Source organism: Pseudoalteromonas sp. US3C1004, assembly GCF_048401065.1.
GTDB lineage: Bacteria > Pseudomonadota > Gammaproteobacteria > Enterobacterales > Alteromonadaceae > Pseudoalteromonas > Pseudoalteromonas undina.
On record NZ_CP183073.1, the window covers coordinates 3,109,129 to 3,132,476 of the forward strand.

Annotated in this window: 21 protein-coding genes; 14 read left to right on the forward strand and 7 right to left on the reverse strand. The window is 40.8% G+C overall.

Features of this window, described 5'->3' with window-relative positions:
* Position 1: 1 nt before the first annotated feature.
* The 11 genes from ACNSN3_RS14545 (at position 2) to ACNSN3_RS14595 (ending at position 12,603) form a co-directional block, all read left to right on the forward strand.
* Positions 2-1,258: a carbohydrate porin gene (locus ACNSN3_RS14545; protein WP_418607877.1), complete on the forward strand. Its 1,257-nt coding sequence runs from the start codon at positions 2-4 to the stop codon at positions 1,256-1,258.
* A 147-nt stretch (positions 1,259-1,405) separates the two neighbouring features.
* Positions 1,406-1,873 carry an RNA polymerase sigma factor gene (locus ACNSN3_RS14550; protein ID WP_138596353.1) on the forward strand — a complete coding sequence of 156 codons (468 nt, stop codon included), beginning with the start codon at positions 1,406-1,408 and terminating at the stop codon, positions 1,871-1,873.
* Between the two features lie 17 nt (positions 1,874-1,890).
* Entirely contained in the window at positions 1,891-2,838 is a 948-nt protein-coding gene (locus ACNSN3_RS14555; RefSeq protein ID WP_138623491.1) for a FecR family protein, read from the forward strand.
* Between the two features lie 82 nt (positions 2,839-2,920).
* A complete protein-coding gene (locus ACNSN3_RS14560; protein WP_418607879.1) occupies positions 2,921-5,557 on the forward strand; it encodes a TonB-dependent receptor domain-containing protein in 2,637 nt (878 codons plus the stop codon).
* A 59-nt stretch (positions 5,558-5,616) separates the two neighbouring features.
* Complete coding sequence (locus tag ACNSN3_RS14565; protein WP_138623489.1) at positions 5,617-6,207, forward strand: biliverdin-producing heme oxygenase; 591 nt, start codon at positions 5,617-5,619, stop codon at positions 6,205-6,207.
* Entirely contained in the window at positions 6,204-6,599 is a 396-nt protein-coding gene (locus ACNSN3_RS14570) for a YbaN family protein (protein ID WP_054202718.1), read from the forward strand. Before ACNSN3_RS14565 ends, ACNSN3_RS14570 begins: the two co-directional genes overlap by 4 nt.
* Before the next feature lie 105 nt (positions 6,600-6,704).
* A complete protein-coding gene (locus ACNSN3_RS14575) occupies positions 6,705-7,337 on the forward strand; it encodes a PepSY-associated TM helix domain-containing protein (RefSeq protein WP_418609080.1) in 633 nt (210 codons plus the stop codon).
* On the forward strand, positions 7,337-7,843 hold the full coding sequence (locus tag ACNSN3_RS14580; protein WP_418607881.1) for a DUF2271 domain-containing protein: 507 nt from the start codon (positions 7,337-7,339) through the stop codon (positions 7,841-7,843). The genes ACNSN3_RS14575 and ACNSN3_RS14580 overlap by 1 nt, the downstream gene beginning before the upstream one ends.
* A 33-nt stretch (positions 7,844-7,876) precedes the next feature.
* A complete protein-coding gene (locus ACNSN3_RS14585; RefSeq protein ID WP_138570790.1) occupies positions 7,877-8,722 on the forward strand; it encodes a DUF4198 domain-containing protein in 846 nt (281 codons plus the stop codon).
* 249 nt (positions 8,723-8,971) lie between these two features.
* Entirely contained in the window at positions 8,972-11,506 is a 2,535-nt protein-coding gene (locus ACNSN3_RS14590; RefSeq protein ID WP_418607884.1) for a TonB-dependent receptor plug domain-containing protein, read from the forward strand.
* 206 nt (positions 11,507-11,712) lie between these two features.
* Positions 11,713-12,603, forward strand: coding sequence for a hypothetical protein (locus ACNSN3_RS14595; protein ID WP_418607886.1), 891 nt, complete (start codon positions 11,713-11,715; stop codon positions 12,601-12,603).
* A 38-nt stretch (positions 12,604-12,641) separates the two neighbouring features.
* Here the strand turns inward: ACNSN3_RS14595 and ACNSN3_RS14600 are convergent, their stop codons facing one another.
* Positions 12,642-13,166: a hypothetical protein gene (locus ACNSN3_RS14600; RefSeq protein ID WP_055012354.1), complete on the reverse strand. Its 525-nt coding sequence runs from the start codon at positions 13,164-13,166 to the stop codon at positions 12,642-12,644.
* A 311-nt stretch (positions 13,167-13,477) separates the two neighbouring features.
* On the opposite strand from ACNSN3_RS14600, the gene ACNSN3_RS14605 reads away from it, so the two are divergent.
* The gene (locus tag ACNSN3_RS14605) at positions 13,478-15,370 is read left to right on the forward strand and encodes a monovalent cation:proton antiporter-2 (CPA2) family protein (RefSeq protein ID WP_418607887.1); all 1,893 of its coding nucleotides are present in this window, start codon (positions 13,478-13,480) and stop codon (positions 15,368-15,370) included.
* Here ACNSN3_RS14605 and ACNSN3_RS14610 read toward each other — a convergent pair.
* From ACNSN3_RS14610 to ACNSN3_RS14620, 3 genes are all read right to left on the reverse strand, one after another.
* Positions 15,345-16,058, reverse strand: coding sequence for a hypothetical protein (locus ACNSN3_RS14610; RefSeq protein WP_418607889.1), 714 nt, complete (start codon positions 16,056-16,058; stop codon positions 15,345-15,347). The genes ACNSN3_RS14605 and ACNSN3_RS14610 overlap by 26 nt on opposite strands.
* A gap of 117 nt (positions 16,059-16,175) precedes the next feature.
* Positions 16,176-17,969 (reverse strand): alkaline phosphatase, encoded by a 1,794-nt coding sequence (locus ACNSN3_RS14615; protein WP_076922353.1) that lies wholly within the window; start codon positions 17,967-17,969, stop codon positions 16,176-16,178.
* Positions 17,970-17,980: 11 nt separating this feature from the next.
* Positions 17,981-19,570, reverse strand: coding sequence for an alkaline phosphatase (locus ACNSN3_RS14620; protein ID WP_418607892.1), 1,590 nt, complete (start codon positions 19,568-19,570; stop codon positions 17,981-17,983).
* A 300-nt stretch (positions 19,571-19,870) separates the two neighbouring features.
* Between ACNSN3_RS14620 and ACNSN3_RS14625 the strand changes: the two genes are divergently transcribed.
* Both ACNSN3_RS14625 and ACNSN3_RS14630 read left to right on the forward strand, forming a co-directional pair.
* On the forward strand, positions 19,871-20,116 hold the full coding sequence (locus ACNSN3_RS14625) for a DUF3297 family protein (protein WP_008112798.1): 246 nt from the start codon (positions 19,871-19,873) through the stop codon (positions 20,114-20,116).
* A 177-nt stretch (positions 20,117-20,293) separates the two neighbouring features.
* Positions 20,294-21,196 carry a homocysteine S-methyltransferase family protein gene (locus ACNSN3_RS14630; RefSeq protein ID WP_418607894.1) on the forward strand — a complete coding sequence of 301 codons (903 nt, stop codon included), beginning with the start codon at positions 20,294-20,296 and terminating at the stop codon, positions 21,194-21,196.
* 44 nt (positions 21,197-21,240) lie between these two features.
* Here ACNSN3_RS14630 and ACNSN3_RS14635 read toward each other — a convergent pair whose 3' ends face one another.
* The 3 genes from ACNSN3_RS14635 to ACNSN3_RS14645 all read right to left on the reverse strand — a co-directional run bounded on the left by ACNSN3_RS14635 (position 21,241) and on the right by ACNSN3_RS14645 (position 23,058).
* Entirely contained in the window at positions 21,241-22,077 is an 837-nt protein-coding gene (locus ACNSN3_RS14635) for an alpha/beta hydrolase (protein WP_418607896.1), read from the reverse strand.
* 73 nt (positions 22,078-22,150) lie between these two features.
* Complete coding sequence (locus ACNSN3_RS14640) at positions 22,151-22,567, reverse strand: MerC domain-containing protein (RefSeq protein WP_418607898.1); 417 nt, start codon at positions 22,565-22,567, stop codon at positions 22,151-22,153.
* Positions 22,567-23,058, reverse strand: a complete 492-nt coding sequence (locus tag ACNSN3_RS14645; RefSeq protein ID WP_054202731.1) for a Fur family transcriptional regulator — start codon at positions 23,056-23,058, stop codon at positions 22,567-22,569. Before ACNSN3_RS14645 ends, ACNSN3_RS14640 begins: the two co-directional genes overlap by 1 nt.
* Between the last annotated feature and the right edge of the window lie 290 nt (positions 23,059-23,348).

Consider the following 23,348-nt stretch of genomic DNA (forward strand, 5'->3'; position numbering starts at 1 on the left):
TATGACTAAACTCTCAAAACTAACACTCGCCTTAATTTTAGGTGGTGTTGCTAGTAATTCTTATGCATCAAATCTTCAACCTCTCCAAAGCCAATTAACGCAGTTAAAGCAACAAGTAGAAAAGCTTGAAAGCAAACTCACTGAAAAAAAAGCTCAGCAACTAACTGATGAAGCTGCAAAGCCTGAACAGCAATCATCAGGAATAAAGATAGGGGGTGCCATTCGCGCTAACTATGGCATTAACTCTTACGATGATGACAATGAAGATCGCGGTGGCGACTTTGATTTTGATATTTTCCGTTTAAATGTCTCTGGTGAAATTAATGATATTTCAGTCAATGGTGAAGTACGCTTTTACGATTACATGACAGTAGTGAAATACGCTTACTTAGGGTATGAATTTACTGATGGCTGGGAAGGCCAAGCCGGTATAACCGCCGTACCGTTTGGTAATGGTCCTTACAATTCTCACAGCTACTTTTTTAGCACTAACTACTATGTTGGCCTAGAAGATGACTTTGATTTAGGGGTAGTTGCTAAGCGTAAGCTTAAAGACAACTGGACACTTGATCTTGGCTTTTTTAAAAACGATGAACTTGGCGGAGTTGATGGCTCAGCATCAGATAAAAACCATCGTTACTCTTACGATATTATTGGCAGTCGCCCTGCAGATGAAGGTACCTATGCCGAGCCTACAAAGCAACTTGGTGAATACAACACCTTTGCCGGTCGCGCCACTTATCAACTTAAGCACAGTAAAAATATAACCACAGATTTAGGTGTATCGTTACTCAGCGGCGGACTACATGATGGTGAAGACCGCGCAGGTAATTACAGTGCGTGGGCTGTTCATTTAAACAGCAACATTAATAACTGGAACATTCAATTTCAACACGGCGAATACGACTACGACTTAGATGATGGCAGCAACCGCTTTGCAGTGGGTGCCTACAATTACTTCGATAGCGTGTCGAGCCAAGCTACAATGACCAACTTTAATGTTGCCTACGACTACGCACTAGAATGGGGTCCAGTTACCAACCTACAGTTTTATAACGACTATGGGATCATCTACAACAAATCAGATAATAGCGCCAATACTTGGATGAATGTAACCGGTATGAGCATTACTGCTGGGGGGTTCTTTAGTTATGTTGATTTTGTACAAGCCCGCAATCAACCCTTTATTGGCGGTACCATTATTGGTGATGGCGATACCGAGCGCCGGTTTAATATTAATTTAGGCTATTACTTTTAACTCTCTCCTCAGCCCAGTAGCCATACTGGGCTGAACTTAAATCAAATAGCTGCTTTAAAAAACACAAACGCAAATGAAAACTATTGCCATTTGCATTGGTTGACGTTAGTATCCACCCCCTTTTTAGAAACCTTAAATTGGTGCGCCTTGGAACGCTATTACGCTGAAGTATTAAGTTATATTGCTCGCTCGATTGGATGCAAAGATAAAGCGCAAAACATCGTTCAAGAAGCATACACACGCTTATTAAGCTACCGTAAACGCAACCCTGAGCATGACACATCCCAGCAACGGGCTTTATTTTTCAAAACGGCTAAACACATCGTTATTGATAACTATCGCCGTAATTACGCCGTTACAGACCCTGTTAAGCAAGAGTTAATCGCACCTAGCGATTATGAACCCGAAGCAAAGCTGGCAAGCCAACAACAACTCAGTCTGCTTTATAGGTGTATTGAGCAATTACCTCAAAAAACTAAACAAGCCTTTGTACTATATAAATTTAAAAACCTAACGTACCAACAAGTTGCAGATCAGATGGGGATTTCTGTCAGTATGGTTGAAAAACATTTAGCCATCGCTATGCTGGCATGTCGCAATACAATAAAAAAATAACCACGGGAATATAAGCAATGGACCGTCAGCAAACACAATTGCAACTGCAAGCAAATACTTGGCTTGAAAAACAAAAAGTTGGGTTAACTGCATCACAAAAAAAGGCTTTTATTCAATGGCTCAATACCAGTAAGGCGCATCAAACCGCTTACCAAGAAAGTGTGCAGGTTGAACGGCTATTAACGCAATTTAGTGAACATGAAATTGAACAACTCAATACACCAAAACCTAAAAGATTTTTATCTACATGGGCTATAGCAGCATGTGCTGCCTGTTTAATGCTCACTATTACCGGGTATCAGTTGTGGCCAAATGAAGTATCGCCCACCCAGTATACTGCTCATTATAAATCAAACCGAGGTGAACAATTTGATATTGCTCTACCCGATGGTTCCCAGCTAAGCGTAGATGCAAAAACACAAATTTCACTCGACTTTAACCCTAACTCACGTAAAAACAAACTCGTTCAAGGGCGTGTATTTTTTAATGTGGCCAGTGACTTACAGCGTCCTTTTATTGTTAGCACTGATGATACAAAAATCACCGTACTGGGCACTCGCTTCAGCGTTGATAAAAAAAAGCATAGCACGCGTATCAGCGTCGAACATGGAAGGGTAAAGATACAAAACAACCACCACCTAATTGAGTTAGTACAAGGACAGCACGTTGTATTTAACGAGCTTGGAATGGATGTGCAAACAATAGACCCTACACTTGTTGATGCATGGCGTAGTGGCCGATTAGTTTTTAGTAACGCACCGCTTGTGGAAGTATGTGCTGAATTTAACCGTTATCATGACACAGAGTTTACGTTCTCCGATGATCGAGTTGCTGCGCTAAAAGTATCTGGGACATTTTCAGCTGTTCAACTTGATAACTTTCTAAACCTATTACCACACGTGCTCCCTGTTGAAATTAAACGCGAAAATAATCAAGTTATTATAAGTAAGGCGGACAATTCTTAAAAATAAATAATCTTTTTATTGAGGGATTCTCATTATCATTCGTTTTCATATAAACAACTTTGCTTTATATGGAACAATTGCAATGAATACAATAACTCGTTACGGTATTAAACTATCTCCCATCGCCTTAGCTTTAGGGGTTGCTGTTAGCTTTCCCACAACAGCTCAAAGTACCTCCACTATAGTAACGTTTAATATTGCTCAACAACCTTTGAGTACTTCACTTAATTTGCTCGCTGAGCAAGCAAATATGAATCTCATTGCAGATGCATCTTTATTGCGAGAGCTAAAAGCACCAGCAATTTATGGACAAAAAACACTAATAGGCGCTTTAACATTTACATTAGAAGAAACTGGCCTCAGTGCAAAAATTGTCAATAACAGCATTATTATCCAGAAAAATGGTGCTATAAAAGAAACAAAACAACAAAATAAGCGTGATTTGCACAATAAAAAAGCGAATAAGCATGCCCATAAAGATATCCCTGAAAACATCGAAGTCATTGTTGTAAGTGGCAACAAAATTCAATTAGACCGCCACCAGCTCGAACGCAGTAAAGGCAGTTCAAATTCAGATATTTTCTCAACGTTTACCGGCATCGACGCAAATAATTTACGTAACGAAGCTGGCGCACTCGATATTGGTATTCGTGGTGTTCAAGGTGAAGGTCGAGTGCCTATTTTTATTGATGGGAGCTTGCAGTCCACCCACACAAACCGTGGGTACATGGGCACCTCAGATAGAACCTACATCGACTCAGATTTTATTAGTACTGTTGCCGTTGAAAAGGGTACAACAGCAAAAAGTGGCGCATTTAGTGCTGGCGCAATTGGCGGAACAGTTAATATCAGAACACTCAACACCACTGATATTCTGACAAAGGATCAAAGCGTTGGCGCGTTGATTAAACTTAAAACGTATAACAATAATCACACACCTACAGTCTCCGATAACCCATGGCAGCAACAGTACTATCAGGTGAGTAACCACAATAGCACTAGTGACTTTGATAATGGCGGTATTTTACTCGCAGGTGCATTTAAAACGGATCAATTAAATGCTGTGCTTGCCTATAGTGATAAAAAAACAGGTAACTATTTTGCTGGTAAACACGGCTTTGAAAACTTTGTTGAAACGTATGATTGGGGCCAAGTATTACCCCCTGTTAATCAACACGGTGAAGTAGTAAATACCAGCTTTGAAAGCGAATCCTACCTTGCAAAAGTACAGTATGCTTTTAACGATGAACATGACATTGAATTAAATACTCGTCATCACCAGCAACAAGCGGGTGAAATGTTGGCCTCATACTGGTTCAAGCAACGCGAAGGGGATTTTTGGATACTCCCTGATGGTGAATATGGCACAATACCCGCTAACATAGAAACCATGCCACAATGGCAGCCTGGTACAGCGCTGATTAATAGCGCAAGCTTGCTTTATCGCTTTCTACCCACGAATAATCCATTAGTCGATTTGAAGATCAACGCATGGACAACCAACGCAAAGTTACAACAGTATAACGCCTTGGCCAGTAATTTAGGCCCTAATGCACTGCAATACTTTCACGAATACAGCAACCAACGCCACGGTGTCGGAATTTATAACAGCGCTGCTTTTACTGTTTCTTCAATCCCCACAGTATTAATGTATGGCGCTTCTTGGCAAAACGAGGTACTAAAACCTAAAGCAGGAGCACTGGAGTATTTTTACACAGATAAAACCACCTCTCGTGACGGCAAACAAACTGTTCGCAGTGTGTTTGTAAATGGCCAGTTTGATTTCGATCCCATTGAGTTAACCTTGAACCTAAACCATCATGATTCTAGTACGCATGACCATCAAGGGGAGCATGCAATAAAGTTTTCGCCAAAAACAGATTTTACAGCACTGCTTCATTACAATGTATTTGATAACACCACGCTAAAAGCAAAGTACAGCAAAGCGTATCGAATGCCGAATATCTACGAGACGACTATTTCAAATGAAGTATTTACCTACTCGTCTGATTACCCTGTTATACCTGAAAACAGCAACACCTTTGAATTAGGTATTGAAAGCCATTTTAGTAATGCGTTAATTAAAGGGGATCGTCTAACGCTATCCGCTAGCTATTTCGACACTCGTATTGAACACATGTTAGCAACCGCACAATTGCCAAATAAAGATCCGGATGCTGAACCATGGCAAACTACAAAATATACATTCACCAATTACGATAGCTTTGAGTTACCAGGTATTGAGCTTAATCTAAATTACCAAAGTGATTTATTTTACAGCACAGTTTCATATACCAATTACACTAATATAAAAATCTGTTCTGCCTTAATTAGTAATATTGAGCAAGTTGATCGCTGTAACGGTCAAGGTTTTTCAGGCAGTTTAACGCCCCTTCGTATTCCTCCTAAACGAAACCTTGTTGTTGGCTTTGGGAGCACTTTCATTGATGATCAACTGGACATCGGCTTCACTTATAAAGGGCATTCTGATAAACAGCACCCTGCAGGATTTTTAAGCGGTACTGGTGCCAAGGCAGTTAGTAAAATTCCAGCAAGTTATCAACTCGATTTTTACGCGAACTATAAGTTTAACGATATGTTCAGCGGATTTACCACAATCACTAACCTCACAGATAGATACATAGTGTCATCCGGTTCAATTGTTGCCATGCCAGAGCCAGGCAGAACTGTAACTTTGGGGCTAGAGATAAAGCTATAGCTAATTAGGGCTATTCACTTAGCCCACTTTTACTTAAACCGTCATAACTAGGAGTCAACATGACTAGCACCACTTTAGCCCCCTCTCGTGCATTACAATTAAAAGCCAGTACAGCTGACGTACATGACAACATAGATAAAAGCATTATGGATAAAGACCCATTTGCAAACACTGAAAACTATATCCAGTTTTTAACGTTACAATATTATTTTTTAAATGATGTGTCTGCGCTTTATGACCACAGCGAATTAAATATGGTCATTGAAAATTTAGCAGCGCGCCGACGTTTAAATATGCTTGAGCAAGACTTTCAAGATCTTGAATACCCAGTGCCTGCATCAGCGTTCACTTCATTAATTAGCAACGAGACTGACTTAGCAACAGCGCTGGGCTGGCTTTATGTAGTAGAAGGGTCAAAAGTTGGCGCTGCAATGCTAGGCAAACAAGCGCAAGCTAGACTACTGTTAACAAAAAAGTATGGTGCCCGTTATTTATCAGGCCCTGGTGCAGGTCGTGGCAGTGACTGGCGTCATCTAGTACAATTAATTGATAGTATTGAGCTAAATGACACACAAGAGCGAGCATTGATCAATGGTGCACGCCAAGCGTTTACTCGATTCCAACTTTTTCAGGCGCATGTCTATTCATGAATTTAAAGGTCGCTTTAGTCGCATATAAGAATGCGGGATACCAACTATTAGGGTTAGCGTTAGTTGGTTTGGGGATTATTGGCATTTTATTACCTGTTATGCCCACCACTATTTTCTTTATTTTGGCATTAGCATGTTTTACACGTTCATCGCCAAAGCTTGCGACTTGGTTACTCGAACACCCTCGTTATGGCGCGACTTTGCGCCATTGGCACAGCCACAAGGTCGTGCCACTAAAAGCTAAATGGTTTGCGGGCATAGGTATGCTAATAGGCTTTATATTTTTATTATACAGCAGCTCTCCTTCTTGGGTTATTGTCCTAGTTGCTGTTGTTGAAGTGCTGGTTTTGACTTACTTAATTTCTAAGCCCTCAACTCCACCTAAAAACTAATACGTTCGATATAAGCAAAATAAAGTGTAAAGTTTGGTAAATAAATTTGTAACAGCTAATGCAAATCATTATCATCCGTACAAATTAATTAAATCTGCACCTTTTATGCCCTTTGTTAATAAACGCGCTTTATATAGTACGAGTCGTGCTTTACATATCTATATTTCTACCGCTTTGTTTTTTTTACTTATTCTATTTTGTGTAAGCGGCATAGTGCTAAATCATGTTGACTGGTTAAAAAACGATAAAAACAACGGCCAAATTACCGCAGCAATTCCAGCTGAACTACTTGTAAAAGCACAAACAGAATTAAATACACTACCTACTATTTATCCCCAAATAGAAGCTTACCTAGCCAAGCAATATGGGCTGAATAAAGTAAAAAGCATTGAATGGGAAAAGCAAGATTCACTGATCATGCTCGACTATCCATTACCAGCAGGCTACGCCTACGCAGAATTTGATTTTATTAGTGGCGAATTGTTACTCGATTATCAAACTGGGGGGTTTTTAAGTGTAATTGGCGACCTACATAAAGGTCGTTACAGCGGTGAAGTATGGAGCTGGGTTATTGATATATCAGCAGTGCTGATGATCCTATTTGCCATCACCGGCATGATTATTTTATTTCAAAATAGAAAAAAACGCTTAGCAGGAATATGGATAACCGCATTAGGTGTAGCAACACCTATCGTTATTTACCTGTGTTGGGTACCACAAATAAAAGGAGTGTCTTAATGTTTAAAATTAAACCATGGCTAAGCATCACGCTGTTAGTTGCCGCGCTATTTCAAATTAATGCTCATGCACAATCGCCAAGGTTAGAAGTTGAATTAACCCTCGCCGATTTAAACGTGCAACCTTACCACCGACCTTATGTTGCTGTATGGCTGGAAACACCAGAGCGCAAACACGTAACAACGCTTGCACTATGGGTTCAAAAAGCAGAATGGTTTAAAGATCTACGCCAATGGTGGCGCAAAGCCGGTAAAGGTAATGCTCAGTTTGATGGTGTCAGCGGCGCAACCAAGCGTGCCGGCACATATACAATTAGTTGGGATGGCAACGATCTAAACTGTAACCCTGTAACGCCCGGTAAATACCTACTTAATATTGAAGTTGTGCGCGAAGAAGGTGGCCGTGATTACAGCCGCATTGAGCTTGATTTAACCCAATCAGAGAAAATAACTATTGAAGGTAAAAACGAATTTGCGACCAGCTTTGTCACTGTAAGCGCTAGGTAGCCCTACTTATCATTCAAATTTAAAGGAAAAATAATGAACGTTAATTTATCAAAAATTGCATTAATAGGCGCACTGAGTTTATCGGCGCTTGTATCAACAGCGGCAAGCGCACATGCCCGTTGGTTACTACCTTCGCACACTTCGCTTTCTGGCGATAAAGCGCATTACGTTATGATTGACGCAAGTATTTCTAACGAAATTTTTGCACCTGATAAAGCATTTCGTCCAAGCACAAAAGGCGCAGAGTACGACGATACTCTGCTTATGGCACTTGCCCCAAATGGCGAGCAAGTTACCGATACCATTCGTGCCTATTACCTAAAACGCAAAAGCTCTGCTGCAGTAAAACTTCAGCAACAAGGCACTTATCATATTGCGATGACGCAAAAACCTATGTACATGACATTTTACAAAAATGCAGCAGGTGAGCGAAGCCGCGTATTCGCCAAAAAAGATGATGCCAACTTACCTAAAGACGCCAGCGATATCACCACAATTAAAACCATCTCTACTGTTGATACCTTTGTTAGCCATAATGGCACGTCTAAACCGGCACTATTAGGTCAAGGCCTAGAGCTAAGCGGCCCAACCCATCCAAACGATCTATTTGTTGGTGAGCAAGCACGCTTTCAACTACTAAGCGATGGCAAGCCGGTTGGCGAAGGGATTGAAATAAGTATTTTAAAAGGTGATACACGTTACCGTAATAGCCGTGGTGAGATTAAAGTAACCACAGATAAAGACGGTTTTTTTGCCACTACTTGGCAACACCCTGGTTTATACCTAATTGAAACGTCTCAAAAAGTAACAGTTAATGAAGCTGGCGTAGACGTAGGTCGCTATGCACTATTTACAACCCTTGAAGTAGCACCTGAGTAATTATTAAATATTATTTATTAGGCCAAGCAAATAGTTTGGCCTTTTTTTATCACTTAGTCTGCCATTTTCTCTGCATAAATCGGCATATTCTTAATATTTTTCACTTTTCGCTCTATCCTCATTTTAGCCTAGTATTAGGATCACTTCTTTTTATAAAAATAGTTGAATAACATAGTCAATTTAGATCTTTGCGGTGCACTAGCCGCTTCTATATGATGCGCACTTTTCAAAATCTTCAAGGCACGCTTAATGACTTTTCAGCATTTATCAGCTAATAAAAAATTAGCACTTAGCTTGGCTATTACCACCGCACTTAGCGCCTCTTTTTCAGTTGCGAATGCGGCTGAGCAAACTAACCAAGTGGAAGAGAATATCGAAGTAATTTCAGTAACAGGCACGCGCCGCAGCTTACGAAGTATTGCGCAAAGTACCGTGCCTGTGGATATTATTAGCAGCGACGATATGGCAAGCACAGGTCAACTTGAAATCAGCCAAGTGCTCGCTAACCAAGTACCAAGCTTTAACTACCCAAGTGCCACACTGTCTGATGGTACCGATCATGCTCGCCCAGCGGTTTTAAGAGGCCTTGCACCTGATCACACTCTAGTGCTTATTAATGGTAAACGTCGCCACTCTGGTGCGTTATTAAACTTAGGCGGTACGGTTGGTCGCGGCTCTACCGCGGTTGATTTAAACATGATCCCCACCTCTGCAATTAAGCGTGTTGAGGTACTACGTGATGGGGCAGCAGCACAATATGGTTCTGACGCCATTGCGGGTGTAATCAATATTGTTTTAAAAGATGCAACCGAAGGCGGTAGTGTTAGCGTAACTTATGGCCAATACGACAGCCAAATGGCCGGTGTACCACAACTAAATAGCACTTATGCTGATGAGAACGGTAACCTTGCTTTTAATTTAGGCGACGATCGTCAAGTTAACGACGGTAATACCCGCACAATTAGCGCAAATTCTGGTTTTTCACTGGCAGACAATGGCTTTTTAAACGTCTCGATTGAATACCGTGATAACGACTCAACTCAACGCTCTGGTTTTGATCCGCGCGAACAATACAGCCGCCTAGATGATGGCAGCCTAGACCCACGCGAATTTACAATCAACCGCTATAATCATCGTTTTGGTAAAGCTGAGCTTGAAGATTACGCGTTGTTTTATAACATGGGATACGACTTAGATAACGGCTTTAATGTTTATTCGTTTGGTAGCTATTCTGAACGTGAAGGTAACTCTGGCGGATTTTACCGCCGTGCAAAAGACAGCCGCAATGTTTTAGAGCTATACCCCAATGGCTTTTTGCCACAAATTGCTACGGACGTAAAAGATTACTCGCTGGCACTTGGTTTACAAGGCGATAGTGGCGACTGGGTGTGGGATGTAAGCACTAACTATGGTCGAAATGACTTTGGCTTAGGGGTTGTAAATAGCCTAAATACTTCGCTAGGTACTAATAGCCAAACTGAGTTTGATAATGGCGCCATGATTTACGATCAACTTTTAGTTAACTTTGATGCAAATACTACCGTTGATTTTGGCCTACCTGATGATGTGTTTTTCACTATTGGTGCTGAGTATCGCCGTGAAAGCTATAAAATAGAGCAAGGTGAAGAAGCTTCTTATATTACTGCACTTGATGACAACGGCAACCCAATTGCTGCTGGCGGCGCGCAAGTGCTTCCTGGTTTTGGACCACAAAGCGCAACTAACGAAAGCCGTCATAATGTTGCCGTATTTGCTGAATTTGACACTTATTTAACTGATAAGTGGAATGTAGTTTTAGCCAGTCGTTATGAAGATTACAGCGATTTTGGTAACACATTTACTTCAAAATTAGCCACGCGTTACAGTATTACCGACAACCTATCATTACGTGGTGCTGCCAGTACTGGGTTTCGTGCGCCGTCACTTGCACAAAGCTCGTACCGTCAAATATCGACTATTCTTGAAAATAACCAGCCTTTTGAAGTTGGCTTATTTCCAAGCTCAGCCCCTGCAGCGCAAGCATTAGGTGCAAAACAGCTTGATGCCGAAGACTCGGTTAATATTACCGCTGGATTTGTTTATACCCAAGGTAACTTTAGTTTAACGGTTGATGCGTACCGCATTGATATTGATGACCGGATCGTACTCTCTGAAAACTTAAGCGGTAACGCTGTGCAGCAAATTCTAGCCAGTGCGGGCGAGCTAAATACCGAAAGTGTGCGTTACTTTACTAACGCCATAGATTCGCGCACACAAGGTGTTGATATTGTGGCAACGTACACGCTTGATTTAAATACATTGGGTGATCTGCGCTTAAACGCAGCAGCAAACATTAATGACACCGAAATAACTCATGTTGATGCAAATCCAAGTGAGCTAAATTCTCTAGGTGATGACTACGTGGTATTTGCCCGTCGTGAAGTCGGTCGCTTTGAGCAAGGCACACCCGATAACAAGCTAAATCTATCAGCCGTTTGGAGCTTTAACCAATGGCAAACAACCTTGCGTGCAACTCGCTATGGGGAAGTGGCAGATATTTCAACTACCAGCGATGGTGATGAATATTTAGATGCCAAATGGATCACTGATTTAGAAGTTGCTTATCGCCCTAACGATGCGTGGAAGTTTGCAGTCGGTGCAAATAACCTATTTGATCAGTATCCACAAGCAACGGTAGATAACATTGGCTACTCTAACTTTGGGCAAATATTTCCATACACGCCTTATACACCCTACAGTTTAGATGGGCGCTTTTTATACGGTAACATTACTTATAGCTTTTAAGTAAACATCAATTAAAAATAGAGTAATTACAAAAGGATGCATCGCGCATCCTTTTTATTAACATTTAGTCTTTTTCACCATATTTTGGCATTTTATCTTTTTAGCAATCACTGTCATTTCATATAAAACAATAACTTACATTTCGGTCTCATTTTTGCTCTATACTTTGTATATTAACTAAAATAATCAATATCAAAGGACTAAACATGAGCGCATCAACTCTATTCAACTTCACTAAGCCCGTTTCACTAATTAGCGGTATTTTATTACTCAGCGGTTGTGTATTTCATATATCGCCTAGCGTTGCGTCGGTAAAACAAACACAACAACTTACATTACCTAGCAATAACCTTGAATACCTAGACGTACTAAGCGGCGCAGGTTCACTTAAAATAACAGGCTCATCAACAGCAACCAGTATTAGTGTTAACGCCACTATATACACTGCCGACATTGACGATGAATACGAACTCACACTCGAGCAAAACGGTACACAAGCAAAGCTTGTTGCACAAAACAAAAGTAATACTGGAATTACCTTTTACAGCGGTCAATCACCAAGTATTGATTTAGTGGTCACTGTACCTAACAAGCTAAATTTAGATATTAACGACGGCTCAGGCGATATTGTTATTAACGCGATGCAAAGCAATATTGATGTAAAAGATGGCTCTGGCAGTATTGATATTAATAGTGCTAAAAACTTAAATATTGACGATGGCTCGGGCAGTATTTACGTAAAAAATGTAGTCGGTGATTTAGCATTAAATGATGGTTCAGGTAGCATTGATATTGATAATGTCAGTGGTAATGTCGCAATTGAAGATGGCTCTGGTGAAATGCAAGTCACTAATGTAACAGGCGCATTAAACGTTGAAGATGGCTCGGGCGGCATAACTATCAAGCATATTAATGGCGCAGTTACCGTAGACGATAACTCTGGAGATATGCTGATTGAACATATTGACTCAAGCGTAACTATTGAAGATGGCTCTGGCGATATTCGCGTTAATCACGCTAAAGGGCTAACTATTACAGAAGCAGGCTCTGGCGATGTTAGCATCGATAATATCTCTGGTTCAGTAAAGCTAGACTAATAATCTAATTTTGCTTTCGAATTATATAAAACGGTCAATTAATTGACCGTTTTTGGTTTTGTATAATCAATAGTGTGGTCACAGCTGCCATCGTTTTCACAATCATTTATTCCATCGCCATCGCTATCCCAGCTTGGGTGCATAGTTTTTACAGGCACGGCTACATCTGCATGTTTAATAATGGTTAACTTATAATCGCTTGTTTCACCACGTCTCGCTGCATTACGCATTAAATAAACTCGCACAACATAATCTCCATCTGTGCTGAGTTGATATTTAGCTTCATGCCCTTCTATTGAGCCAATAAATACGGCTTCATTACTGTCTAAGGGCAAAATATTAAAGTAGTTACTTAAATTTGAAGGAGTCAGGGTCACATTCAGAATTTCACCTGCTTTTGCACTAACTAAATAGTCATTAAATTCATCACCAGTAATTTGCTGTTCAAGCTCAGCTCGCTGTGGTTCAAACTCAACCTTGTACTGTTGAGCTTGCACCGTTTGTGTCAATACCGCAGCAAACACAGTGGTCAGCATAATTTTTAAAAGCAGCTTAATACTCATTTTAGTTCCTATAAAAAACATATTATTAAATTTAATGGTACACAATAAAGTAATACCAATTCGCTTAATTAAGTGAGCTATTTTGAGGGAGGGCAATCGTGTCGATAGCAAGGTAAAACTTTGTTATTTTGTTATTTAGTTGTTCTAAAAGAGAAGTTTTTAACGCAACTAACATCTGGTTTATCCCTTCAAAATGATTAAATAGTATTGCGGATTAGTATGCGTTAATAATGTTTCTTTCACAATTAACTCAAACTTAATTTATAGTAGTATCAAAATATAAATAACTCCTAACCTCAAGAGAGCACCCCATGCTAGAAATTGCTTTAATTTACTTAGCCGCCGCTATCGTTGCAGTTCCCATAGCAAAACGACTTGGGCTTGGCTCTGTGCTGGGTTATTTAATTGCCGGCATTTTGATAGGCCCTTATGCATTAGGAGTCGTAGGTGACCAAACTGATGTAATGCACTTTGCTGAATTTGGCGTTGTGATGATGTTATTTTTAGTTGGCCTTGAACTGCAACCTTCGCGTTTGTGGACTCTGCGCCACTCAATTTTAGGGCTTGGCGGATTGCAGGTAGTATTAAGTGCAGCGGCTATTTTTGCCTTTTGTTATTGGTTTTTTGCCATGCATTGGCAAACAGCACTGGCTATAGGCTTAATGCTCGCACTGTCTTCAACTGCTATTGTGCTGCAAAGCTTAGAAGAAAAAGGCTGGTTAAAACAAGAAGCTGGGCAAAATGCATTTTCGGTTTTATTATTTCAAGATATCGCCATTATACCTATTTTAGCGCTACTCCCCTTACTGGCTTTTGCACCACAAGGTAACTCAAAAGACGTTAACGACTCCATCATTGCTAGCTGGCCTATTTGGCAACAAGTAGGGGTTTCTGTTGCGGTTATTGCCGCTATTATTGCTGGCGGTAAATATGTATCGGCACCACTGTTTAGATACATCGCGCAAACCCACATGCGTGAAATATTCACAATTTTTGCATTGTTTTTAGTGGTGGCTATTTCGCTAGTGATGCAAAGTATTGGCTTATCACCCGCACTCGGTACTTTTTTAGCCGGTGTTGTATTGGCCGAAAGTGAATTTAGACACGAGCTAGAAGCCGATATAGAGCCCTTTAAAGGCTTATTACTGGGGTTATTTTTTATCACGGTTGGCGCATCAATTAATTTTGAATTGCTGTTTAACCAGTTCAGTATCGTGATTGCCTTAGTGGTGTTATTAATTGTCATTAAAGCCTGCATTTTATTTGCCCTTGCTGTCACATTTAATATCAGCTCAAAGCAAAAACTCTTGTTTACTCTAGCACTCGCACAAGGTGGAGAATTTGCGTTTGTACTTTTAAGCGTGACCACCACATTAAGTATTTTAACTCCAGAGCAAACCAGCCTAGTGACCTTAGTGGTTGCGGTATCTATGCTAGTAGCCCCTTTACTCCTGATGTTTTATGAACAACTACAAAAACGAAGTAGTAGCACTAAGCCCGAGTTTGATAAACCAGAACAAATAAGCACAGCAAAACATGTGATCATTGCCGGATATGGCCGTTTTGGGCAAATAATGGGACGTTTATTACATGCGCAAGGCTACGAAATTACCGTACTTGATCACAGCCCAAGCCAAATAGAACTGCTGCGCCGCTTTGGTAATACCGTATTTTATGGTGATGCAGCACGCCAAGAACTGCTTGAAGCAGCAGGCGCGCACACAGCACAAATGCTGGTTGTTGCAATTGATAACCCTGATAAAACCATTGAGATTATTAAGCTGGCGCATAAAAACTATCCACAATTAAAAATAGTAGCGCGTGCCATAGATCGCCGCCATGCATACCAATTACTTAATTTAAAAGTAGATGCATTTAACCGCGAAACCGTCGACTCAGCCATAAACTTAGCCATAGAATCGTTGCAATTGCTTGGTAATAGCAAAGAAGATGCTGAACGTGCTGGTAAATTATTTAGAGATCACGACCGTGCAGCGGTACTGCAACTTGCCGAACTATGGGGTGATGATGCCAGTTATGGTGTGGCTGTGCGTCAGCGTATGGAGGATTTAAAGCAAGTATTACAACAAGATAAACAAGCACGGCAAAACTTAAATACCTGTGACGCCAACGACTATAAAAATGGCTTAACCGAGAGCACGGTTAAGCCAAAAAATGCTAGTGATGATGCCCACCTTGAATAGCTTCGCCTTGCTGGTTATAAAAACCGGTAGCGCCGTGCTCTATAAAACCTAGGTTAATCATTTTAGCTAAAAATGGATCGCTTTCGTTATCGCCAATATCCGCGTAATCGGTGGTTTGAAAGTTATCCCATTTTGCAAACTGAGCCTTAATTGCAGGTGTATCACTGTTTACATCATTTAAGCTAAGCAAGGTTTGAGTATCACTTTTTTTATTGGTCACACTAAAAGTTTTAACTAATTTTGCTTGCGGGAGAAAAGCCAGCTTAAATTGGTTATCGCCCTCATTAAGCACATAATTTTTTACCTCATTACAACCCTCACCTTGTGAACTTGCTAGGGTCATTTTTGCAATTAAATGGTTATCCACCAGCTGACTTTTAGCACTCCAATTTTGCACTCCACGTACCTCCGATGGTTGGTACTCAATACCGCGTTGTTCGGCATTAAAGTAACGAATAGGACGAAGCTGGTTATTACTTAGCTGCTGCCAAAGCTCGGTTAGTGTTTCACTTTGATGCGCCACCTGCTGATTGTTTCGCCAAAGAGTAAGTGACTGGGTACTGTGCTGCGATTTGTGCTGATTGGTAATTTTATAGTCGGCTTTTAGTTGCGCAGCATCAATGTCGCACTGCTGGGCGAGCGCACTCGCGCTGGCCAGTGCTGAGAATATAAATAATAGCTTTTTCATTGGGGTAATCTCTTAGTTAAACATTACTTTATGACTCTAAAATAACGCTTAATAATGGCATTTGTATGACACAAAAAAGCCCGCACAGTGTGCGGGCTGTTTGTTTTGCTAGTTAATTTATTGCGCTACTTTTTCATCCGCCGCTTTTACAAAATCTGCGGCAAAGTCCATTACATGGAATAAAAAGCTTTGCTCATTAGTTCCAGTCACTAAGTGGGCACCAGGTCCGGTTGCATACACACCCACATCTTCACCCGCATGGGTTTCTGATGATAGTGGCACAAGTGCTTCTTGGTGAAAGCCCGGCGTTGTAGTATCAACATTGCTTAAATCAACGCGCCCTGTAACGGGTGCAAAGTTATATCCTTCATCTGCATCGGTTTCATTGCCTAAGTCTCTAAAGCCACCACCATTAGTGTAACCAACCGTAGTATAAGGCATATCATCGGCAGCTAAACTTGGCTCTGTTTGGCCTACACCAACCACTTTACCCAATATTGGGTTGCCACGCTTAGGGTAACCCGCAATAGTAAACACATGGCTGTGATCGGCCGTGACCACGATTAGTGTTTCTTCTGGGTTAGTATTTTCCATCGCCACTTTTACTGCATTCGCTAACTCAATAGTGTCGTTTAATGCATTGTAAGCGTTACCCGCATGGTGGGCGTGATCAATACGGCCCGACTCAACTGTTAAGAAAAAGCCTTTATCATTGTTATCTAAAACATTAATAGCTTTTTCGGTCATTTGCGATAGCGAAGGCTCACCAGCGATATCGTTATCGCGATCAGCTTCGTATTGCATGTGCGATTCGTTAAATAAACCAAATACCTTTGTGGCATCATCGCTAATGGCATCAAACCCAGTTTGATCCATTACGTAAGTACCAGTCGGGTAAGTTGTTTGCCATTCTGTCACTAAATTACGCGCATCAGTACGGTCGCCTTCAACAGCACTCACCGCATCTGCAGAATTAAAGGCTGCATCTTTAGGTAAAAAATGACGACGCCCGCCACCCATAACCACTTCGATTCCGTCTACATCAACACCACTAAAACGGGCTTCTAAGTTCTTTTCAAAATTAACCAGCTGTGAAGCAATATCTTCACAATTGGCTGACTCTGAAGCTGGCATATCTGAAATATCTTCCCAGTTACGATCAGCCGACTTAGCATAAGTTGCCGCAGGCGTTGCATGGGTAATACGTGCCGTAGAAACAATACCGGTAGATTTACCGGCAATTTCCGCAAGCTCTAACGAAGTAACAAGCTCATGCCCTTTGCCTGATGCACAATTACCACGCTCAACCGCTTCATCAATACCAATTACACCCACATCGGTTTTTACACCAGAGGCCATTGCTGTCATCGTACCGGCAGAATCAGGTGTTTGTGCATCTACGTTATAAGTTTTTACAAACCCAGAATACGGCATAGTTTCAAAGCTTAATTGGTGATCTTCACCCATTTCACCCTGCAATTGCCCCGCTAAAATACGCGCTGCCGTTATAGTAGAAATACCCATACCATCACCAACAAATAAGATCACGTTTTTCGCTTTACCTGACTCTGTTACTACCTTACTTGCTGCATCTTGCGCACTAGCCAGTTTAGTTTGTGCGTCGCTAAACCAAGCATTGTTACTTAATGAAGCGAGCTGTTCACTCGTTAATGAGGTAGCTGGGTCGTTACATACTAAGTTAGTGTGCGTTACTTCGCTGCTCTCTAATTGCCCATTAGTATTGGTATCAACACCGCTTTGCGTTTCTACGCCGCCATTAACACATTGTGCTGAGCCTACTGCGATTTGGTTATCTACCGCTAAAATATTATTACTGTTTTTGTCGTCATCACTCGAACACCCAGTTAATGCGACCATTACTGCTAAAGAAAGTACTGTTAATTTATTCATGTGAGCCGCCATTATTGCTGAGTTAGTTCAAGAGCTTGATTAATTAAATGAAATACAACGTTTTGTTCTATAACACCTTGAGCAAGGTGAGCACCTGGGCCCATTGCATGCAATGAAATATCTTCACCTGCATGCGTTTCAGAGCCAAGTGGAACAGTAGCCTCTTGGTGAAAACCTGGCGTATTTGTATCAACACCATTTAGCTCAACACGTCCTGCAACCGCAGCTGTTTCATAGCTTGCATCTGCATCCGTTTCATCAACTAAGTTTCTAAAACCGAGGCCATTTGCATAACCTACTGTGGTGTATGGCATGTTATCAGCAGCTAGCGTTGGTGTAGTTTGGCCAACACCAACCACTTTACCTAAAATTGGGTTACCACGTTTCGGGTAACCTGCAATAGTAAACACATGGCTGTGATCGGCTGTAACTAAAATAAGCGTTTCTTCAGGGTCGGTGTTATCAACGGCAGCTTGAACGGCTTTTGCAAATTCAATAGTGTCGTTAAGTGCGTTAAAAGCATTACCCGCATGGTGAGCATGGTCAATACGGCCCGACTCTACGGTTAAGAAAAAGCCTTTTTCGTTTTTACCCAGTACATCAATCGCTTTAGTTGTCATATCGGTAAGCGACGGCTCACCAGCTATATCGTTGGCACGGTCAGCTTCGTATTGCATGTGCGATTCGTTAAATAAGCCAAAGACTTGGGTTGCATCATCGGCAATAGCATCAAATCCGGCTTGGTCCATCACATAAGTGCCATTTGGATATTGTGTTTGCCATTCAGTAACAAGGTTGCGCTCATCAGTACGATCGCCTTCTACGGCGCTCATTGCATCATTTGAATTTGCCGATGCATCTTTAGGTAAAAAGTGACGACGGCCGCCACCCATTACAAAGTCTAAGCCATCAACATCGGTACCTATAAAACGCGCTTCTAGGTTTTTTTCAAAGTTAACTAGCTGTGAGGCAATATCTTCACAGCCTGCATTAACTGCTGCCTCAGGCATGTCTGAGATATCTTCCCAGTTGCGATCAGCCGATTTAGCATACGTTGCACCCGGTGTTGCGTGAGTGATACGTGCAGTTGAAACAACACCGGTAGCTAAGCCTTTAATTTCAGCCAGCTCCGTGGCTGTTAATAACTCATTACCGATAGCCGTTGCACAGTTACCTCGTTCAACCTTTTCATCAACCCCAATAACACCCACATCGGTTTTTACACCTGAGATCATGGCCGTCATGGTGCCTGCAGAGTCTGGCGTTTGTGCATCCACATTATAGGTTTTAACTTGCGCAGAGTAAGGGAACTGCTCAAAGCTTAAATAGCCTTCTTCGCCAAGCTGATTATTGCGTTGACCTTGTAAAATACGCGCTGCCGTTAAGGTAGAAATACCCATGCCATCGCCAACAAATAAAATTACATTTTTAGCTTTGGTGCTTTTAACCGCTTGTGCTTGCGTTGTTTTAGTTGTTAGTTTTGTTTGTGCGGCACTGTACCAGCTGCTGTCTTTTTGACTTTGCGGTAGAACATTGGCATGACTAACGGCACTAAACGCACAGGTGAGTGCGATTGCCGCAGCGACTTTTTTAATTTTCATCCGTAATTCCCATTATGTAGTGGTTATTTTTAAAAACTGTGAGCTCAAAAACATCAACCGCTGCACTATAGGAAATAGATGTTACTAATAAAGGTAATTTTAATGACAAGAAGGTGACAGCCAAATTTTATATCAATAACACCTACTTTGTATTTCCATCGACTGCTTAACCCTTCTCATAATATATGTAACAGCCCTATAAAAGCACGTCACAATATATTAGTTTATTGATCTCTTGCTTGAGCCTAAGCTTGCTATTGCCTACAATAGCGCATAATTAATTCAACGCAGATCACTATTATGACTGATACAAACAAACCAGAATTACCTAATCAACTGTCTATTAACCCACGTAGCAAATTTTATGTAGAAGAAGTATTTGAGCATGAAATCGGTATTACACTTAACGGTAAAGAGCGTTTTGACGTTGAAGAATACTGCATCAGCGAAGGTTGGATAAAAGTAGCGGCACCTAAAGCGCTAGACCGTCGCGGCCAGCCATTACTTATGAAAGTAAAAGGTACTGTAGAAGCGTTTTACAAGTAATAGCTTACTTGTAAAAAGAAAAGCGACACCTTACTAGGTAGTCGCTTTTTTTGTGCCTTTTAAAAACAGCTTTAACATGTTGAACTTTTTTCATACTCAACCTGATGAAGTTTCATTATGAATTTTCAAAAAGTATGTTTGAATAGCTTTAATTATTTAGACGTATAGAAGTCCATTATGAGCAAGTTAATAATATTAGATGGCGGCATGGGTCGTGAACTCAAACGCATGGGCGCGCCGTTTTCACAGCCACTGTGGAGTGCGCAAGCTTTAATAGAAGCACCGCAATGTGTAACCCAAGCACACCAAGGTTTTATAGATGCTGGCGCTGAAATAATTACTGTTAACAGCTATGCATGTGTACCCTTTCACTTGGGTGAAACGCTTTACCAAGCAAAAGGTGCTATGCTTGCTGAGCAAGCAGCGGTTATTGCAAAAAAGGTGACTCAAAACGCAAAGCAAACGGTACTCGTTGCCGGCTCACTGCCTCCTGCCTTTGGCTCGTATCGTGCTGATTTTTTCCAAAGTGATCGCGCATTTACTATTTTAGATACCCTGTATAAAGCACAAGACGAATATGTAGATATCTGGATTGGTGAAACCATATCAAACATTGAAGAAGCGCGGGTAATGGCAAGCGTACTGAAGAATTCAAACAAACCATGTTATTACGCATTTACCCTAAGTGATGAAGTAAGCGAACAAGCGACATTGCGCTCTGGTGAATTAGTATCAGACGCTATCCTAGCACTACTCGAATATAAAATAGCGGGCATATTCTTTAACTGCTCTATTCCCGAGGTTATTGAACAAGCGCTGCGCGACACTAATCGCGTGCTAAAACAGCAAAATAAACATGTTGATTTAGGGGCATTTGCGAATGGTTTTACACCAATCGCCAGTGATTATAAAGCAAATGAAGGCTCGCAAGGTTACCGCGATTTATCACCTGCTGAGTATGTAGCATTTGCTAAACAATGGCATAGCCTAGGCGCAACAATTATTGGCGGCTGCTGTGGTATTGGCCCCGAATTTATAGCAGCGCTGGCAAAGTGGAAAAGCGACATAAAAACGATTTAATATCAATTATTTAACTATAAAAGCATCGAAAATCCATTGCGAGCTTATTGACCGCTTCCCAATACCCAATCAAGCCCTTGTATTGCTGTGGTTGGGAATGCGGTTGCATGCTGTGCCCCTTCAATAACAACACTTTTTAATTTTATATTATCGCTATTGAGCGCATTAATTTTTTTCACAAGTTGCGCTGCGCCTTCAACCATATTTTGCCCTTCACCAAAGGCTGGAGTTTCCTTTGCCCCAACAGATACATAAACCTTTATTGGCATTTGGGGCTTATTCGCTTTTAACGCTAGCAGTGCATTATTATCAAACCAAACCGACGGACTGCCAATAATATAATTGCTAAATAGCTCAGGCATCGTAAATAAAACAGCGGCGCCAAATAAACCGCCTAACGAGTTACCTATATACGTTCTTTGCGTGTTACTTGCTCGGTAACTTTTTTCGATAAACGGCAGCACAGTCTTTTTTAAAAACAGTGCATGATTTTTAGCGTTACCGGTTTGTTTTTTCCAGCTCAGGGATTGAGTGGGTGTATAATCCCTAACTCGACTACTAGCTCCTCTTGAGCCTTTTTCATAGCTGATCGCCACAATAATAGCCTGTTGCATTTTGCCGCTATTCATTGGAAACCGTGTGGCACCGGCAACGATAGGAAATGCATACGGCGCATCGGTTAAATAAATAACAGGATACGTTTTATTAGGCTCCTTTGCATATGACTTAGGTAGCTGGATAAAAATAGGATACACCCGCTTGGTAGCAGGGTCGGTGAGCTCAATAACACTACTTCTAGGGATCTCGTAGGGGGTATTTGCGCTTAATTTAAAACAGATGAAAACACAAAGTAACAGCAAAAGCCTTAAAGCAGTATTCACTAAATTAGTTTACCTAAAAAACGATATTTATAATTACAATGCCACATAGTCGCTATTTTTAACACTGGCAGTGTTAAACAAGTTGATCTGATTTATCACCTGAACAGGGGCAATTTTCGTTATTCTTTTTAAAACACTGTTGGTAATTAAACCAATGGGCTAGTGCGATAAAAGCGGAGCCAATTAAAGTGAGCGCTTTTTCGGCCTCTTCTTGACCTAGCAATACTGCAATTATCAAAAAAGCTAGACCAACAACTCCACACGCCATATAACGTGTACGTTTGTGCTTTTTACAGCCTAAGCTCAAAGCTAATAAGCTTGTTGGTAATACTACAGCAAGAACCCATAAGTGAAACTGTTCAGCATTTATTTGTAGTACAGCAAGGCTTGGCAACAGCGCTAAAATAACCGGTGTTGCAAAACAATGTACCGTGCACATTAACGAAAGTCCAATGGCAAACTTATCTGCTGTCGTTTGAGTCAGCTTCATTATTTATCCTTCTTTTTAATTGTGTTAGCGGTACTTTGCTGGCACCCAAAACAAACACCTGAGATTTCTAATTGCGAAGTTGCTGGCGTAAACCCTTTCATTTTCAGTTCCCTAAACAAAGATTTAACCGAATTGTTAAGGTCATTCACCTCACTTGCTTTATTACAAGAGCTACAAATTAAAAACATCGATAGTTGATGCTCTCTATCATTATTAACGTGACTGCACGGTATAAACTTATTTTCTAACTTTAATCTATGTACCAGACCTACCGACTCTAAAAAACCTAATATCCGATAAACGGACATTGCCAAAATCGGTGTATTTATTTGCTTATTAAATTGATCTGTTAACTCATAAGCAGACAAAGGTTTATTTGCTTTCAATAGAATTTCAAATACCTGCTGACGTTTTGGCGTTAATTTTTTTTCAAAGGCTTCACATCTTTTTATCGCAAAACCCATCATCTCTTTAAATTGCTGCTTATTCATATTACCCACTCTAATGTAGTGGGCTGATGTTTTAACTTTGCCATCCTTGTTGCTCAATGCCTCCGCTGTGGTTTTACCTAAAAATTTATTAACTAGAGCTAAATAAATGTAACAACTAACTTTTGCTGTACAGCAAACAGATCCCCCACGAACAACACCTAAACAATGACAAAATACTTAACACACTGAATTTAAATAATATTTAATTTAAATTATGTAGATGAAGTAGCCAAATTATATAACCTGAGTGATTTTTAGTTAATTAACTATTGATACAATATAACATTTCA

What these genes read in the sequence shown, in the direction of transcription:
- ACNSN3_RS14545 (WP_418607877.1), top strand. Translation starts at nt 2, where the DNA reads ATGACTAAACTCTCAAAACTAACACTCGCCTTAATTTTAGGTGGTGTT.
- ACNSN3_RS14555 (WP_138623491.1), top strand. Translation starts at nt 1,891, where the DNA reads ATGGACCGTCAGCAAACACAATTGCAACTGCAAGCAAATACTTGGCTT.
- ACNSN3_RS14560 (WP_418607879.1), top strand. Translation starts at nt 2,921, where the DNA reads ATGAATACAATAACTCGTTACGGTATTAAACTATCTCCCATCGCCTTA.
- ACNSN3_RS14565 (WP_138623489.1), top strand. Translation starts at nt 5,617, where the DNA reads ATGACTAGCACCACTTTAGCCCCCTCTCGTGCATTACAATTAAAAGCC.
- ACNSN3_RS14570 (WP_054202718.1), top strand. Translation starts at nt 6,204, where the DNA reads ATGAATTTAAAGGTCGCTTTAGTCGCATATAAGAATGCGGGATACCAA.
- ACNSN3_RS14575 (WP_418609080.1), top strand. Translation starts at nt 6,705, where the DNA reads ATGCCCTTTGTTAATAAACGCGCTTTATATAGTACGAGTCGTGCTTTA.
- ACNSN3_RS14580 (WP_418607881.1), top strand. Translation starts at nt 7,337, where the DNA reads ATGTTTAAAATTAAACCATGGCTAAGCATCACGCTGTTAGTTGCCGCG.
- ACNSN3_RS14585 (WP_138570790.1), top strand. Translation starts at nt 7,877, where the DNA reads ATGAACGTTAATTTATCAAAAATTGCATTAATAGGCGCACTGAGTTTA.
- ACNSN3_RS14590 (WP_418607884.1), top strand. Translation starts at nt 8,972, where the DNA reads ATGACTTTTCAGCATTTATCAGCTAATAAAAAATTAGCACTTAGCTTG.
- ACNSN3_RS14595 (WP_418607886.1), top strand. Translation starts at nt 11,713, where the DNA reads ATGAGCGCATCAACTCTATTCAACTTCACTAAGCCCGTTTCACTAATT.
- ACNSN3_RS14600 (WP_055012354.1), bottom strand. Translation starts at nt 13,166, where the DNA reads ATGAGTATTAAGCTGCTTTTAAAAATTATGCTGACCACTGTGTTTGCT.
- ACNSN3_RS14605 (WP_418607887.1), top strand. Translation starts at nt 13,478, where the DNA reads ATGCTAGAAATTGCTTTAATTTACTTAGCCGCCGCTATCGTTGCAGTT.
- ACNSN3_RS14610 (WP_418607889.1), bottom strand. Translation starts at nt 16,058, where the DNA reads ATGAAAAAGCTATTATTTATATTCTCAGCACTGGCCAGCGCGAGTGCG.
- ACNSN3_RS14615 (WP_076922353.1), bottom strand. Translation starts at nt 17,969, where the DNA reads ATGAATAAATTAACAGTACTTTCTTTAGCAGTAATGGTCGCATTAACT.
- ACNSN3_RS14620 (WP_418607892.1), bottom strand. Translation starts at nt 19,570, where the DNA reads ATGAAAATTAAAAAAGTCGCTGCGGCAATCGCACTCACCTGTGCGTTT.
- ACNSN3_RS14625 (WP_008112798.1), top strand. Translation starts at nt 19,871, where the DNA reads ATGACTGATACAAACAAACCAGAATTACCTAATCAACTGTCTATTAAC.
- ACNSN3_RS14630 (WP_418607894.1), top strand. Translation starts at nt 20,294, where the DNA reads ATGAGCAAGTTAATAATATTAGATGGCGGCATGGGTCGTGAACTCAAA.
- ACNSN3_RS14640 (WP_418607898.1), bottom strand. Translation starts at nt 22,567, where the DNA reads ATGAAGCTGACTCAAACGACAGCAGATAAGTTTGCCATTGGACTTTCG.
- ACNSN3_RS14645 (WP_054202731.1), bottom strand. Translation starts at nt 23,058, where the DNA reads ATGAATAAGCAGCAATTTAAAGAGATGATGGGTTTTGCGATAAAAAGA.